This window comes from Micromonospora sp. NPDC051925 (assembly GCF_044548625.1).
In the GTDB taxonomy this organism is placed as follows: Bacteria; Actinomycetota; Actinomycetes; order Mycobacteriales; family Micromonosporaceae; genus Micromonospora.
On the sequence record NZ_JBIUCH010000005.1, the window covers coordinates 94884 to 109341 of the forward strand.

Here is a 14458-nt window from a genome sequence, read left to right on the forward strand (position 1 = left end):
GGCCGGGCGGTTCGCGCCGGTCACAGCGCGCCCTTGGTGCTGGGCACCACGCCGGCGTTGCGCGGGTCGAGCGCGGTGGCCTCCCGCAACGCCCGGGAAACCGCCTTGAACTGGGCCTCCACCACGTGGTGCGCGTCCGGGTGGCCGCCCGGCCGGGCCGCCCGCAGCACGTCCACGTGCAGGGTGACCCGGGCCGACTGGCCGAAGGACTCCCAGATGTGCCGGGTCATGCTGGTCGGGTAGACCGGCCCGATGTACGGGGCCAGCACCGGCTCGTCGTGCACCACGTACGGGCGGCCGGACAGGTCGACGGCGGCCCGGACGAGCACCTCGTCCATCGGGACGGTGGCCGAGCCGTACCGCCGGATGCCGGCCTTGTCCCCCAGCGCCTGGTCGAACGCGGCGCCCAGGGCGAGCGCGGTGTCCTCCATCGTGTGGTGGGCGTCGATCTCCAGGTCACCGACGGTGCGTACGGTCAGGTCGAAGCCGCCGTGCCGGGCGATCTGGTGGAGCATGTGGTCGTAGAAGCCGACCCCGGTGCTGATCTCGGCCTGGCCGGTGCCGTCGAGGTCGATCTCGACGAGGACCTTGGTCTCCTTGGTGATCCGCTCCACCCGGGCGGTGCGACTCATGACAGTTTCTCCATCGCGGTGAGGAAGGCGTCGGTCTCGGCGGGAGTGCCGGCGGTGACCCGCAGCCAGCCGGTGAGGCCGACGTCCCGGACCAGCACACCGGCGTCGAGCAGCGTCCGCCAGGCCACCGACTGGTCACCGCCGACGGCGAAGAGCACGAAGTTGGCGTCGCTGTCGGCCACCCGGTGGCCCCGGGCCCGCAGCGTGGTCACGATCCGGTCCCGCTGCACCTTGATCGCGTCGACGGTGCCGAGCAGGGCGTCGCGGTGTGCCAGCGCCGCGCGGGCGGCGGCCTGGGTGAGCGCCGACAGGTGATAGGGCAGCCGGACGAGCTGCACCGCCGCCACCACCGCCGGATCGGCGGCCAGGTAGCCCAGCCGGCCACCGGCGAAACCGAACGCCTTGCTCATCGTCCGGGTCACCACCAGCCTCGGGTGGTCGGGCAGCAGCGCCAGGGCGCTGACCGTGCCGGGGCGGGCGAACTCGGCGTACGCCTCGTCGACGACGACCATGCCGGGCGCGGCGTCGAGCACGGCGGCGACCACCGTCGGGTCGAGCGCGGTGCCGGTCGGGTTGTTCGGCGAGCAGAGGAAGACCACGTCCGGGCGGTGTGCGCGGACCTCGGCGACCGCCTCGGCGGCGGTCAGCCCGAAGTCCACCCCCCGCTGGGCGGGCACCCACCGGGTGCCGGTGCCCAGGGCCAGCAGCGGATGCATCGAGTACGCCGGCACGAAGCCCAGCGCGCTGCGCCCCGGCCCGGCGAACGCCTGGAGCAGTTGCTGCTGGATCTCGTTGGAGCCGTTGGCCGCCCAGACCTGCTCGACGGTGAGCCCGTGGCCCAGGTAGCCGGCCAGGTCGGCGCGGAGCGCCAGCGCGTCCCGGTCCGGGTAGCGGTTGAGGTCGCGCAGCTCGGCCGCGAGGGCCTTGCCGATCGCCTCGACCACCGGCTCGGGCACCGGGTAGGAGTTCTCGTTGGTGTTCAGCCGGACCGCCACGTCGAGCTGCGGCGCCCCGTACGGCGACCGGCCGCGCAGGTCGTCGCGGATCGGCAGGTCGTCCAGGGTGGTCACGACGGCTCCCCGGCGAAGCGCACGGCGACGGCCTGGCCGTGGGCCGGCAGGTCCTCCACGTTCGCCAGGGTCACCACGTGCGGCGCGACGTCGCGCAGCGCGTCCCGGGTGTACTCCACCAGGTGCACGCCGCGCAGGAAGGACTGCACGGACAGGCCGGACGAGTGCCGGGCGCAGCCCCCGGTGGGCAGCACGTGGTTGGAGCCGGCGCAGTAGTCGCCGAGCGACACCGGCGCCCAGGCACCCACGAAGATCGCCCCGGCGTTACGGACCCGCAGCGCCCAGTCGCGGGCGTCCCGGGTCTGGATCTCCAGGTGCTCGGCGGCGTACGCGTCGACCACCCGCAGCCCGTCGTCGAGGTCGTCGACCAGCACGATGCCGCTCTGCTGGCCGCCGAGCGCGGTGCTGACCCGCTCCACGTGCTTGGTGGCCGGCACCTGCCGGGCCAGCTCCCGGTCGACCGCGTCGGCCAGCTCGACCGACGGGGTGACCAGCACGCTGGCCGCCAGCGGGTCGTGTTCGGCCTGGCTGATCAGGTCGGCGGCGACGTGCGCCGGGTCGGCGGTGTCGTCGGCCAGCACGGCGATCTCGGTGGGGCCGGCCTCGGCGTCGATGCCGACCACGCCGCGCAGCAGCCGCTTGGCGGCGGTGACCCAGATGTTGCCCGGCCCGGTGATCATGTCGACGGGGTCGCAGCGCAGGGTGCCCTCGGCGTCGACGGCGGCGCCGTACGCCAGCATGGCGACCGCCTGGGCACCGCCGACGGCGTACACCTCGTCGACGCCGAGCAGCGCGCAGGCGGCGAGGACCCGAGCGTCGGGCAGGCCACCGTTGTCCTGCTGCGGCGGGCTGACCACCACCAGCGAGCGGACCCCGGCCGCCTGGGCCGGTACGACGTTCATCACCACTGTCGACGGGTACATCGCCAGCCCGCCGGGGACGTAGAGGCCGACCCGGTCGACCGGCACCCAGCGCTCGGTAACCGTGCCGCCCGGCACGACCTGGGTGGTGTGGTCGGTGCGGCGCTGGTCGGCGTGCACCCGGCGGGCCCGGTCGATCGACTCGAGCAGCGCGGCCCGCACGTCGGGGTCGAGCGTCCCCTCCGCCTCGGCGATCGCCCCGGTGGGAACCCGGAGCACCGGCGGGCAGATGCCGTCGAACCGCTCGCTGGCCTCCCGGATCGCCGGGTACCCATGGTCCCGGACCGCCTCGACGAGCGGGCGGATCCGCTCGACGGCCACGGAGACGTCGAGCTGGGCACGGGGCAGCAGGCGGCGCGGGTCACGGACCCCGCCGCGCAGGTCGATCCGATTCAACACGCTCCCGAGTCTAGGCGGCGGCCCGGATGCCGACCCGCGCCGCCCGTACGGCGAGACGGTGAGCCGGGACACGCCGGCCTCGCCGCTTCGGGCTACGCTCGGACGCGTGACCGCACGGCTGCCGGTGTTTCCCCTCGCAACGGTGCTCTTCCCAGGTCTGGTGCTGCCGTTGCACATCTTCGAGGAGCGTTACCGCCACCTGGTGCGGGACCTGGTCGGGCAGCCCGAGGGGGTGCCCCGGGAGTTCGGCGTGCTGGCGATCCGCTCCGGCTGGGAGGTCGCCCCGGGCGCGGGCCGGGCCACCCCGGGCGGCGGCGAGGTGACCCTGCACGAGGTCGGCTGCACGGCCGAGCTGCGTCAGGTGACCGAGCTGGACGACGGCGGCTTCGACATCGTCACGGTGGGCCGGCGGCGGTTCCGGGTCGCCGAGGTCGACCGGCACGCCGCCCCCTACCTGACCGCCGACGTCGAGTGGCTGCCCGAGCCGACCGGCCCCGACGAGGCGGCGGAGCTGCTGGCGACCCAGGTGATCGCGGTGTTCCGGCAGTACCTGGGGCTGATCCGGGCCGACCCGGAGGAGCTGTCCGAGCAGCTACCGGAGGACCCCACGGTGCTGTCCCACCTGGTGGCGGCCACCGCCATGCTGACCGTGGCGGACCGGCAGCGGCTGCTCGCCATCGACGACACCGCCGCCCGGCTCCGCGCCGAGCTGCGGCTGCTCAATCGCGAGTCGACCCTGCTGCGCCAGGTGCGGGCGGTTCCGGTGCCGTTGTCGGAGCTGGCGTCCCCGCCGGCCCCCAACTGACCCCGCCCGCCCCACCGACGGCGCTGGGCCGGTCCTGGTCGCCGGCCGCATCGGGCCCGCCCGACCGGCCGGTGACGGCGGGCTCCGGCCAGCCGGCGGCACCGGGTCCGTTCGACCAGTCGGGCATCGGCTCCGGACGCAGCGACGGCCAGCGCGACCAGCCGGCCAGCAGGGTGTACGTCACCGCGACGGCGAACGCCGGCAGCAGCAGGTTGCCGTACGGCACCGGCAGCACGTCGAAGACCCGTTCGATGCCCCCGGCCCGCAGGTCGGCCGGTTTGTCGAACGGCGTACCGACGGGGGCGGTGGCGAGCAGCCGCTGGTAGCCGTCCAGCCCGATCCGGCGACCCACCTGCCAGGCGACCAGGGCGGCACCGAGCGCGCCGACGGTCACCGCGGCCAGGGCCACCGGCCCGCGCCGGCGGCGCAGCAGCACCCACACCGCGATCGCGGCGAGCACCCCGAAGCCGAGCCCGAGCAGGCTGAACCAGCCGTCAGCGGCGATCGGCTGCTCCGGCTGGGACTGGGCGTAGACGGCGCCCTCGGCGGTCTTCACCACCGGGGTGTCCGGGGCCAGCGCCGCCCAGAGCAGCCCCAGCGGCGCCCCGAGCACGGTCAGGCCCAGCACGAGGGCGAGCGCCACCGCCGGGGTGTGCCGGGGCCGCTCGTCGGGAGGCTGCGGCAGACCGGCGTACGGCGGCGGCCACGGCAGGTACGACCCGGCCGGGTCGTCCCCGGGCGGGGTCGGCGTCCCGTCGGGCTGCGGCCCGGCCGGGGCGTCGGCGGGGCGGTGCGGATCAGGGGTGTCCGGGCTCACCCGGTGATCCTCTCAGGCGCGGCGGTGCGACGGGGCGGCGGAGCCGGGCGAGCCGCTCAGCGGGCGAACGGCTCCAGCATCACCGAGGCGGCCCGCAGCCAGGCGGCCCGGGTCTCGGCCTGGAGCTGGTGGTACTCGATCGACGAGCCGGTCTCCAGCACCGGGTCGTACGGCACCACCGCGACGGCCCGGGTACGGGTGGCGAAGTGCCGCTCCAGGTCGTCCTGGAGGGTGGACCGGCCCGGGGTGGGGCAGGAGATCAGGGTGATCGCGTTGTCGGCCAGCTCGCCCATCCCCTCCTCGTGCAACAGATCGAGCATCCAGTCGGCGCTGAACGCGGCGTCCTCGCGCGGCACGGTGGTCACCACGAGCTGGTCGGCGGCCTGCATGACGGTGCGCCAGTTGGGGCTCTCCACGTTGTTGCCGGTGTCCACGCAGACCACGTCGTGGGTACGGCGCAGCAGCTCCAGCACCCGCTTGACGGTGAACTGGTCGAGGCGCTGGGCGAACCGGGGGCTCTCCTCCCCGGCCAGCACGTCGTACGAGCCGTCGGAGGCGTGCCGCAGGTAGTCGTCGAGGGACTCCAACAGCTCGGCGCCGTCCCGGATCTCGATGTGCGCCAGGTCGCTGATCAGGTGCCGGATCGTCCGGGCGTGCCGGGCGCTGCCGGCGCGCAGGCCGAGGGTGCCGCGCAGCTCGTTGTCGTCCCAGGCGAGCACGCCCCGGCCCCGGACGCTGCCGACGGTGGCGGCGGCGAGCACCGTGGCGGTGGTCTTGTGCACGCCGCCCTTGGGGTTGGCGAACGCGAGCACCCGGGGGGTGCCCAGGTCGCGACGGAGGATGCCGGCGGCCCGTTCCTGCTCGTCCTGGGGGGCCTGCTGACGCCACTCGATCCGGGCCGGCTCGATCCGGGCCGGATAGCCCCGGTCGGCGGTCACCGCGGGCGGGTACGCCGGCGGGTCCGGCTGGTACGCCGGCTCGGCCGGGTATCCGGGCTCGGGGTACGCCGGTTGCGGCGGCTGGTACGCCGGCTCCGGCGGCTGGTACACCGGCTCCGGCGGCGCGTAGCCGGGCGCGCGGTAGCCGCTGTCCAGCAGGGCGTACCGGGATTCGGGGGGCGGCGGCTCCGGCCGGTAGCCGCTGTCCAGCAGGGCGTAGCGGGACGGGACGACCGGCGGCTCCGGCGGGCGGGCCTGCTCCGGCGGATACCCGGGAGCGGCACGGTAGCCGGGATCGGCCGGATAGGCAGGCTCGACTGGGTAGGCGGGCTCGGCCGGATAGGCGGGCTCGGCGCGGTAACCGGGGTCGGCCGGGTAACCGGGGTCGGCGCGGTAGACCGGGTCGACCCGGTAGCTGGCCCCGGCACGGTAGCCGGGATCGGGGCCGTAGCCCGGGTCGGCGCCGTAACTTGGGTCAAGGCCGTAGCCCGGGTCGGCGGGCGGTGGCACGGCGGCCGACCCCCGTCCGGACCAGCCGCCGCCGGGCCCCCGGCCGGGCAGTGACTCCCGTGCCGCGTCCTCGCTCCGGCGGTCCGGCTCCGCCGGTTCGGCGGGGCGTCCGCCGAGGCGGGCGCGGTCGAAGAGCGCACGCCATCGCGGTGCCGGTTCGGCCGACCGGCCCCAGCCGGTCTCGGTGCCGTCCAAGGCTCGCCCTCCCGCGCCGTCGATCTCCGCCTGACAGGCTACGAACGAAACCCTATTCGGACCACACCGGTCTGCACACATCCCCCGGGGACATTACTTACGGCAATCGGGTGGGCGACCCGCTGCGACGGGAGTCCGGGGAGGTGGGAGCGGGGGTCGGCACCGAGGGGTCCACTCCGGCCTTGGTCGACGACGGTACCGGCGCGATCACGTCGGGTGCTCCTTCCGACGAATCGCCCATCGCCGCACCCGGCGTCCCGGCCGTATCGGCGGGCGGCCGGGCCACGTCCCGTTGCTCCGGCAGCGGCGGCAGGAACACCGTCCGGTCCAGCCGGGTCACCTCGGGCGCAGGGTCGAGCGCCCGGACGCCGTCCCGTCCGGCCAGGGCGCGCAGGGCCGCCGGTTCGGCCCGGACCACCGCCGCGTAGACACAGGCGCAGGCCGACCGGTAGCCGGCCGCCTCCTGCCCGGCGATCTGCGCGCCGGTCTCGTACCCCCGGCGCAGTGTCGGGTCGGCGGCGTCGGCGGCCCGGGTCCGCTGGTCGGCGGCCTCCCTGTCCTTGCGGTCGGCGAGGCCGGCCATGCCGGCGGTGACGTCCCGCGGCAGGACCTGCGCCGGCAGCCGGACCACCTCGGTCTGCCGGTCGGGCAGCGGCACCCGGACCACCACCGCCGCGACCTCGACGCCGGCGAGCAGCGCCGGCAGCCGGTCCGGCGCGAGGTAGCGCTCGAAGCTGACCAGCGCGTACGTCCCGGCGGTCAGCGCGGCGAGTTCGGCGCGGGCGGCGGTGGCGTAGTCGGGCAGCGAGTCACCCGGCAGCACCCCGACCCGGGTCACCTGCCCGACCGTGCGGTCGCCGACCGGCTCCGGCCGGCGGGCCGCCACGCCGACGGTGAGCAGCACCGCGCCGACCCCGAGCACCGCCGCGGTGACCAGCCACCGGGGCCGCCGGGGCGGGACAGCGGGCGGGTCGACGCCGGACGGACGGCTCGGCACCGGCTCAGTCGCGCAGGATCGTCAGCGCGCGGGCCAGGTCGTCCGGGTACTCGCTGACGAAGGTGACGTCGTCGCCGGTACGCGGGTGGGCGAAGGTCAACGACCGGGCGTGCAGCCACTGCCGGCGTAGTTCGAGCCGGGCCGACAGCGTCGGGTCCGCGCCGTAGGTGAGGTCACCGACGCACGGGTGCCGCAGGGTCGAGAAGTGCACCCGGATCTGGTGGGTACGTCCCGTCTCCAGCCGGACGTCGAGCAGGCTGGCCGCCGGGAACGCCTCGATGGTGTCGTAGTGGGTGATGCTCGGCTTGCCGTCGGAGACCACCGCCCAGCGGTAGTCGTGGTGCGGGTGCCGGTCGATCGGGGCGTCGATGGTGCCGCGCGACGGGTCCGGGTGCCCCTGGACCACCGCGTGGTAACGCTTCTCCACCTCGCGGTACTTGAACGCCCGCTTGAGCGCGGTGTACGCCTGCTCGCTCTTGGCCACCGCCATGATCCCGGTGGTGCCCACGTCCAGCCGGTGCACCACGCCCTGCCGCTCGGCGGCCCCGCTGGTGGAGATCCGGTGACCGATCGCGGCGAGGCCGCCGATGACGGTGGGGCCGGTCCAGCCGGGGCTGGGATGGGCGGCCACCCCGACCGGCTTGTCCACCACCACGATGTCGTCGTCGGCGTAGACCACGGTCAGCCCGGGGACCGCCTGGGGCACCACGGTCGGCGGCGCGACCGGGGCGGGCAGCGTCACCTCCAGCCAGGAGCCGGCCTTGACCTTGTGCGAGTTCTGCCGGGCCGCGCCGTCGACCAACGCGTCACCCGCGTCGACCAACGCGGCGGCGGCGGTGCGGGAGAGCCCGAAGAGCCGGGACACCGCCTGGTCCAGCCGCATGCCGTCGAGGCCGTCCGGGACGGGCAGGGAACGGTGGTCGCCACCGGTGGCGAAGGCGGAGGTCATGCCCGCTCCCGCGGCTCGACCTGGGCCTCGGCCCCGGCCGGATCGGCGGCGACCGACCCGGCGGAGGTCGACCCGTCGGGAACCGCGGCGGCGGGGGCGTCGGCGCCCTTGGCGCCGATCCGCCGCCCGTCGCGCTGGCGACCGGTCAGCTCCAGCAGCACGGCCAGCAGCACCCCGGAGACCAGGCAGGTGTCGGCCAGGTTGAACACGGGCCAGACCTGGCCGTACGGGTCGAAGAGGCTGACCATGTCCACCACGTGACCGACGAAGTGACCGGGGGCGCGGAAGATCCGGTCGGTGAGGTTGCCCAGCGCACCCCCCAGCACCAGACCGAGGGAGACCGCCCAGGGCAGCGAGCGCAGCCGCAGCGCCATCCACATGATCCAGCCGACCACCCCGATGGTGATCAGCGGGAACACCCAGGTGTGGTCGGCGCCGATGCTCCACGCCGCACCGCTGTTGCGGGTCAGGGTGAGGTAGACGGCCCCGCCGAGCAGGCGGACCGGCCCCCGGTCGTCGAGCAGCAGCAGGGCGAGGTGCTTGGTGAGCAGATCCGCCAGCAGCGCGATCAGCGCGATGCTGGCGAGGACCACGACCGCCCTGCGGCGGGGCGTGCCGCCGCCCGGCTCGGTGGTGCCGGATCCGGCGGTCGGTGCTGTGGTCATCGACTCCCCATCGACTGTCCCGACGGCGTGGGTCCGCCGTCTCGCGAGATCACCGGGGAGCGGACGTCAGCGCCGCTCCTCCAGCTGCTTGCAGGTCACGCAGAGGGTCGCCGACGGGAAGGCGGCGAGCCGCTCCACCGGGATCGGGTTCCCGCACCGCTCACACCATCCGTAGCCACCCTCGTCGAGCCGCTCCAGGGCGCGCTCGACCTGAGTGATCCGTTCCCGGATGCTGTTGGCGAGGGAGATCTCCTGCTCGCGCTCCAACGTCTTGGACCCGGTGTCGGCCTGGTCGTCCCCGGCCGAGTCGGTCAGCCGGTCGCGCTGCAGCTCGGTGATCTCGCTCAGCGTCTGATCGTACTCGGCGCGCAGCTCGTCCCGTCGGGCCGCCAGGGCCGCCCGGATCTTCTCGGTCTCCGCCGCGCTGCGGGTGGCCTTCGCCGCCGGTTTGCGACCGGCGGTCCTGGTGTCGGCTGGCTTCGCCATCGTCAGCTCCCTCAGCCGCGGGACGCGGCGGTCGGCGGTGCCCGGACAGGGTCCGCCGACATGGCGTACCCAGGTAACAAAACGGGCGCACGGCAACGATGGCCGCGCACTCCGGAGGTTGGCAAGAATACGGAACGTACAGGCGTCCGACAACGTGCCGCACTGTCGTACCGCTATTCAGCCCCTAATAACCCTCAATTGGGGCAAAAGGAAGACTAGCAGATCAGCCGTCCCGATCCTCGCCGTACTCGCCGAACCACCTCGCCAGCCGGCCCCGCCGGCTGACCGCCCGCAGCCGGCGCTCCGCCTCGTCCCGCACGCCGGCGGTCGCCACGATCAACAGGCTGTCCCCCGTCTTGAGCCGGGTGTCCGCGCCGGGCACGAAGCCCACCCCGTCGCGCAGCACCAGGGTCACCGACGCGCCCACCGGCAGTCGCAACTCGTCGACGTGCACCCCGGCCAGCCGGGATCCGGCCGGCACCTCCAGCTGGAGCAGGTCCGCCCGCATCCGCTCCAGCGGGGCGGTCTCCACCCGGATCTCCGCCAGCTCGGCCGGGGCGGTCACCCGCAACCGGCGGGCGGCCGGCGCAAGCGTGCCCGCCTGGAGCACCGTGAAGATCACCACCAGGACGAAGACCGCGTCGAACAGCCGGTCCGCCCCGGGCACCCGGGCCGACAACGGGATGGTGGCCAGCACGATCGGCACCGCGCCGCGCAGCCCGGCCCAGGACAGGAAGACCTGCTCGCGCAGGCGTACCCGGAACGGCAACGCGGAGACCAGCACCGACAGCGGCCGGGCCAGCAGCAGCAGGGCCAACCCGGTCACCACCGCCGGCAGCAGCGCGGTGTGCAGCCGGTCCGGCGTGGCCAGCAGGCCGAGCAGCACGAACAGCCCGATCTGGGCCAGCCAGGCCAGCCCGTCGGCGAACCCCAGGATGGCCTGCCGGTGCGGCAGGCGGGCGTTGCCGAGCAGCACCCCGGCCACGTAGACGGCGAGGAAGCCGGAGGCGTGCAGCACCGCCCCGGCGGCGTACGCCAGCACGGTGAAACCGACGGCGGCGATCGGATACAGCCCGGACGAGGGCAGCGCCGCCCGGCGCAACGCGAACCGGCCGGCCAGCCCGACGGCCAATCCCACCGCGGCGCCCACCCCCAGCTCGTAGCCGACCAGGAAGACCTCGAACCACCACGGATGCTCGGCCGGGCCGCTGCGGGACAGCAGCACCACCAGGATCACCACCGGGGCGTCGTTCATGCCCGACTCGGCCTCGAGGGTGGCCACCAGCCGGGGCGGCAGCCGCAGCCGACGCAGGGTGGCGAAGACCGCCGCCGCGTCGGTGGAGGAGAGCACCGCGCCGTAGAGCAGCGCCAGCCGCCAGTCCAGCCCGAGCAGCAGGTGCACCACCACGCCGACGACGACGATGCTGACCAGCACCCCGACGGTGGACAACGCGCCGGCCAGCCCGAGCACCGGACGCAGGGTGCTCCACCGGGCGGTGAGCCCGCCCTCCGCGATGATCACGATCAGCGCGCAGAAGCCGAGCGCCCGGGTCAGCTCGGCGTCGTCGAACCGGATGCCCAGCCCGGCCTCGCCGATCGCCACCCCGAGGGCCAGGTAGACCAGGAGACTCGGTACGCCCAGCCGGGTGGAGAACCGCACCGCACCGATCGCCACCAGCAACACGGCCGCCCCGAGAAGCAGCGCCAGATCCAACCCCGGCGTCACGGGCGCCCCACCCGGAGCGCCGTCAACCGGCCGTTCCGTCGCGCAGCCGCCGCAGCAGCTCGGCCAGGCCGGGCCCCGGACGATCGACCAGGAAGAGCTTGTCCCGGCTCGCCGCACCGGTGCGCAGCGCCACCGCCGCCGGGCGGACGCCCAGCGCCCCGGCCAGCGCCCGGCGGGCCGCCTCGGTGGCCCGGCCGTCGACCGCCGGGGCGGTCACGGCGATCACCAGGGCGGGACCGAGCGGACCGGCGAAGCAGCCGCCGACCCGGGGCCGGGACACGCCGGGCTTGACCCGCACCGCGACGGTCAGCGTGTCGTCCGTGGGCATCGACGCCGGCCTCAGCGGGGGTAGGTGTCGGCGAGCAGGGTGGTGTCCGGGTTGCAGAGACCGCACGGGGTGAACCCTAGGGAGATCGCCTCGTACACCGGCAGCGGCTCGTGCTCCCGCTCGATCAGGTGGGCACAGGAGAGCAGGTGGTAGCGGGGGTGCCCGTCGACCACCCGAACCTCGGCGTCGAGCCCGGCCACCCGGGCGGCGTCACCGGGCGGAACCCGTTGGGCCGGTGGGTCCCACGGCGACGCGGCGTCGTCCGAGTGCTCCCAGGGCGGCGCGGGGTCGTCCCCGGCATCCCAGCCGAAGTCGTCCGCAGGATCCCAGTCAGGGTCGGTCGCCGGGGTCCGGGCGGCGTCGGCCACGGCATCCCGGCCGGGGTCGGTCGCCGACTGCCGGTCGCTCGGCGGGTCCGGCCGTCCCGGAGCCGCCGGGTCCGGCGGAGAGGACACGACGACGGGCTCCCACGGGGCCTCCGCCTCGGGCTCCCAGGCACCGGCGTCGGGGCGGGTGGGGACGCCGACGGGGTCGCCGGCGGCCGGCGGACCGGGTGGTTGCCGCCACCCGGCACCACCGGTGCCGATCGTCGTCGGAACGTACGTCGTCGGGACCTCCGACGGCGCGGTCGCGGCCGGTGGGACGGTCGTGCGGGGCGGACCCGCGCCTCGATCGCCCGACTCGGCCCGCTCCGTCGCCCTCGCCCTGGTGACGGCTGCCTGGCGGGCACCGGCCACCAACGCGACGGCGGCCAGCAGACTGGCCGCGATGGAACTGGTCAACAGCGTGCTGGAGCCGTCGACGAGACCGAACACCAGCAGTACGACCGCGACGAGGATGAGCAGCAGACTGGCGACTATCACGGCTCACCCCCGCCGCGTCGTGGGTCGTGGTGGGATCGGCGGCCGTCGGGCGACGGCCGCCGACCGTGGATCAGCGGCCGGCTTCGAGTGCGCCGGAGCGGCTGCCGCCGTACGAGCCGGCGAGGCCCGCAGCAGCCAAACCGTTGCCACCGACGGCACGGGTGCCCTCGCCGCGGGTCATCTCGGCCTCCAGGCCCTGGCCTCGACCGTCGAGGTCGCGCAGCTGGCTCTCCAGGTATGCCTTGAGCCGGGTGCGGTACTCGCGCTCGAACTGCTTGAGCTCCTCGATGTGCTTGGAGAGCGCAGTGCGCTTGGCGTCCAGGCCACCCATTGCCTCCTGGTGCCGCTGGCGGGCGTCGCGTTCCAGCGCGTCCGCCTTGGCGCGCGCCTCGCGGGTGACCTCCTCGGCCTTCGAGCGGGCCTCGGAGAGCAGCTGGTCGGCCTCACGACGGGCGTCGGAGACGTGGTCGTCGGCGGTGCGCTGGGCCATCATCAGCACCCGCAGCGCCTGCTGCTCGCCGTCGCCGCCGGCGGCCGGGCCACCGGTGGTGCGGACCTGCTCCAGCTCCGCCTGCATCGCGCGGGCGGCCTGCTCGGCGGCCGCCTTGTCGCGCTGCACCCGGTCGAGCTGGGCCTTGACGTCGTTGAGCTCCGCCGCGAGCCGGGCGTCGCCGCCGGGGCCGGCCGGGGCCCCCCCACGACCGCCGCGCTCCACCTGGGCGCGCAGCTCGTTGTTCTCCTCGATCAGACGGGCGAGCTCACGCTCGACCTCGTCCAGGAAGGCGTCGACCTCCTCCTCGTCGTACCCCCGCTTGCCGATCGGCGGCTTTTTGAAGGCGACGTTGTGAACGTCGGCCGGGGTCAGCGGCATCGAAACTCCTCGGGTCAGTTGCGGCCGCGTAGCGGGCTGTCACCGGGCGGTCACCCGATGATCAACCGCTTCAACACGAACTCCATCAGCACGAACAGGATAACCAGGAGCACAAGGGAGGCCAGGTCGATGCTCACGGTACCAATTCGCAATGGGGGGATCACCCGCCTCAACGCCTTGAGGGGGGGATCAGTGACGCTCCACACGGATTCCAGTCCTGCGGATGCTCCACGCCCTGGTTGCCACCGGCGACCGTACTGGAGGACGGCGCTGAGAACGAATCGGGCCAAAAGTACAATTAGGAAGAGGTACAGGATGAGATACAGAACTTGGAGCACGATCGACAACACGGCAGGCGACGTCCCTCGGTCGGGTGGGCTTAGCTCAGGGAGAAAAAGCCGCCCTCAGCGATCTTGGCCTTGTCCTCCGCGGTGACCTGGACGTTGGCCGGCGAGAGCAGGAACACCCGGTTGGTCACGCGCTCGATCGTACCGCGCAGCCCGAACGCCAGTCCGGCGGCGAAGTCCACCAATCGGCGGGCATCGGCCTCGTCCATCTCGGTGAGGTTGATGATCACCGGGACGCCGTCGCGGAAGTGCTCGCCGATGGTCCGCGCCTCCCGGTACGTGGTCGGGTGCAGGGTGGTGATCTGGTACCGCTGCTCCTCCTCGGCCACCACCGGCCGCTCGCGGGGCGATGCCTGCGGCGCCAGGGCGAGATTGTCCCGGGTGTGGTAGCTCAGCGCGCCCGAGGTGTCCGACCCACCGGACCGGGTGATCGACCGGACGCTCGCCCGATCGGCTCGCTCCGACCGCTCGGCCCGCTCGGCTCGGTCGGCCCGTTCCGACCGCTCGGCCCGCTCGTCGCCGGCCCGGTCGGCCTCCGCTGCGCGGCTCGACCGGTCGGCCATCCGGCCCCGCTCACCGAGGCGCGGACGCGGTGCCGGCGGCTCCTCCGCGTCGTCCTCGTCGTCGTCGGCGAACTCCTCGGCGTACCGGCTCGACCGGTACCGCGACTCGCGGTAGCCGGGCTTGTCGTAGCCCTCGTCGTAGCCCCGCTCGTCATCCTCCTCGACGAGACCGAGCCAGACCCCCGCCTTGCGCAGTGCACCCATCCCGCGCCCTTCCGTCCGCCGTGCGGCACGCACCCCCGTGCCGTGTCGCCATGATCGCGAGTGGACCTACCTGCCCACCGGATCGAAGTGGCAATCCCCCGACGCGCGATTCGCGGCTCGCCCGCCGTGGCCCCCGACCCGAGGACGCCGCTCCTGAACAACACTGATGTAAT

16 protein-coding genes are annotated in these 14458 nt (G+C 74.4%); 1 reads left to right on the plus strand and 15 read right to left on the minus strand.

Annotated features, from left to right (window positions below; all coding sequences use genetic code 11):
• Positions 1-20 precede the first annotated feature (20 nt).
• Genes hisB through hisD form a run of 3 tightly spaced genes read right to left on the minus strand, consistent with a single transcriptional unit; the run spans position 21 to position 3021 of the window.
• Positions 21-632: an imidazoleglycerol-phosphate dehydratase HisB gene (gene hisB / locus ACIG87_RS08460; protein ID WP_396849404.1), complete on the minus strand. Its 612-nt coding sequence runs from the start codon at positions 630-632 to the stop codon at positions 21-23.
• Positions 629-1702, minus strand: coding sequence for a histidinol-phosphate transaminase (locus ACIG87_RS08465; RefSeq protein ID WP_396849406.1), 1074 nt, complete (start codon positions 1700-1702; stop codon positions 629-631). The genes hisB and ACIG87_RS08465 overlap by 4 nt, the downstream gene beginning before the upstream one ends.
• Positions 1699-3021, minus strand: coding sequence for a histidinol dehydrogenase (gene hisD, locus ACIG87_RS08470; RefSeq protein WP_396849407.1), 1323 nt, complete (start codon positions 3019-3021; stop codon positions 1699-1701). The genes ACIG87_RS08465 and hisD overlap by 4 nt, the downstream gene beginning before the upstream one ends.
• A 106-nt stretch (positions 3022-3127) precedes the next feature.
• Here hisD and ACIG87_RS08475 point away from each other — a divergent pair, with 106 nt between their 5' ends.
• A complete protein-coding gene (locus ACIG87_RS08475) occupies positions 3128-3826 on the plus strand; it encodes an LON peptidase substrate-binding domain-containing protein (RefSeq protein WP_396849408.1) in 699 nt (232 codons plus the stop codon).
• Here ACIG87_RS08475 and ACIG87_RS08480 read toward each other — a convergent pair.
• The 12 genes from ACIG87_RS08480 to ACIG87_RS08535 form a co-directional block, all read right to left on the minus strand.
• Positions 3741-4643: a DUF2567 domain-containing protein gene (locus ACIG87_RS08480; protein WP_396849410.1), complete on the minus strand. Its 903-nt coding sequence runs from the start codon at positions 4641-4643 to the stop codon at positions 3741-3743. The genes ACIG87_RS08475 and ACIG87_RS08480 overlap by 86 nt on opposite strands.
• Positions 4644-4699: 56 nt before the next feature.
• Entirely contained in the window at positions 4700-6286 is a 1587-nt protein-coding gene (locus ACIG87_RS08485) for an AAA family ATPase (RefSeq protein ID WP_396849412.1), read from the minus strand.
• A 97-nt stretch (positions 6287-6383) separates the two neighbouring features.
• Entirely contained in the window at positions 6384-7283 is a 900-nt protein-coding gene (locus ACIG87_RS08490) for a hypothetical protein (RefSeq protein ID WP_396849413.1), read from the minus strand.
• 4 nt (positions 7284-7287) lie between these two features.
• Positions 7288-8232, minus strand: a complete 945-nt coding sequence (locus ACIG87_RS08495) for an RluA family pseudouridine synthase (protein ID WP_396849415.1) — start codon at positions 8230-8232, stop codon at positions 7288-7290.
• Entirely contained in the window at positions 8229-8897 is a 669-nt protein-coding gene (gene lspA / locus ACIG87_RS08500) for a signal peptidase II (protein ID WP_396849416.1), read from the minus strand. Before lspA ends, ACIG87_RS08495 begins: the two co-directional genes overlap by 4 nt.
• 66 nt (positions 8898-8963) lie before the next feature.
• Positions 8964-9383 (minus strand): TraR/DksA family transcriptional regulator, encoded by a 420-nt coding sequence (locus tag ACIG87_RS08505; protein WP_396849417.1) that lies wholly within the window; start codon positions 9381-9383, stop codon positions 8964-8966.
• A 223-nt stretch (positions 9384-9606) separates the two neighbouring features.
• Positions 9607-11109: a potassium/proton antiporter gene (locus tag ACIG87_RS08510; protein ID WP_396849419.1), complete on the minus strand. Its 1503-nt coding sequence runs from the start codon at positions 11107-11109 to the stop codon at positions 9607-9609.
• 22 nt (positions 11110-11131) lie between these two features.
• Positions 11132-11437, minus strand: coding sequence for a DUF167 domain-containing protein (locus ACIG87_RS08515; RefSeq protein ID WP_396849420.1), 306 nt, complete (start codon positions 11435-11437; stop codon positions 11132-11134).
• Between the two features lie 11 nt (positions 11438-11448).
• Positions 11449-12300, minus strand: a complete 852-nt coding sequence (locus ACIG87_RS08520) for a hypothetical protein (protein WP_396849421.1) — start codon at positions 12298-12300, stop codon at positions 11449-11451.
• A gap of 70 nt (positions 12301-12370) precedes the next feature.
• A complete protein-coding gene (locus tag ACIG87_RS08525) occupies positions 12371-13171 on the minus strand; it encodes a DivIVA domain-containing protein (protein WP_396849422.1) in 801 nt (266 codons plus the stop codon).
• Between the two features lie 50 nt (positions 13172-13221).
• On the minus strand, positions 13222-13521 hold the full coding sequence (locus tag ACIG87_RS08530) for a YggT family protein (protein WP_334529914.1): 300 nt from the start codon (positions 13519-13521) through the stop codon (positions 13222-13224).
• A 29-nt stretch (positions 13522-13550) separates the two neighbouring features.
• Positions 13551-14285 carry a cell division protein SepF gene (locus tag ACIG87_RS08535; RefSeq protein ID WP_396849424.1) on the minus strand — a complete coding sequence of 245 codons (735 nt, stop codon included), beginning with the start codon at positions 14283-14285 and terminating at the stop codon, positions 13551-13553.
• Between the last annotated feature and the right edge of the window lie 173 nt (positions 14286-14458).

Bases quoted from the DNA above. Each gene is read 5' to 3' on its own strand.
- ACIG87_RS08515 (WP_396849420.1), bottom strand. From the start codon at position 11,437: ATGCCCACGGACGACACGCTGACCGTCGCGGTGCGGGTCAAGCCCGGC.
- ACIG87_RS08525 (WP_396849422.1), bottom strand. From the start codon at position 13,171: ATGCCGCTGACCCCGGCCGACGTTCACAACGTCGCCTTCAAAAAGCCG.
- ACIG87_RS08505 (WP_396849417.1), bottom strand. From the start codon at position 9,383: ATGGCGAAGCCAGCCGACACCAGGACCGCCGGTCGCAAACCGGCGGCG.
- ACIG87_RS08535 (WP_396849424.1), bottom strand. From the start codon at position 14,285: ATGGGTGCACTGCGCAAGGCGGGGGTCTGGCTCGGTCTCGTCGAGGAG.
- hisB (WP_396849404.1), bottom strand. From the start codon at position 632: ATGAGTCGCACCGCCCGGGTGGAGCGGATCACCAAGGAGACCAAGGTC.
- lspA (WP_396849416.1), bottom strand. From the start codon at position 8,897: ATGACCACAGCACCGACCGCCGGATCCGGCACCACCGAGCCGGGCGGC.
- ACIG87_RS08495 (WP_396849415.1), bottom strand. From the start codon at position 8,232: ATGACCTCCGCCTTCGCCACCGGTGGCGACCACCGTTCCCTGCCCGTC.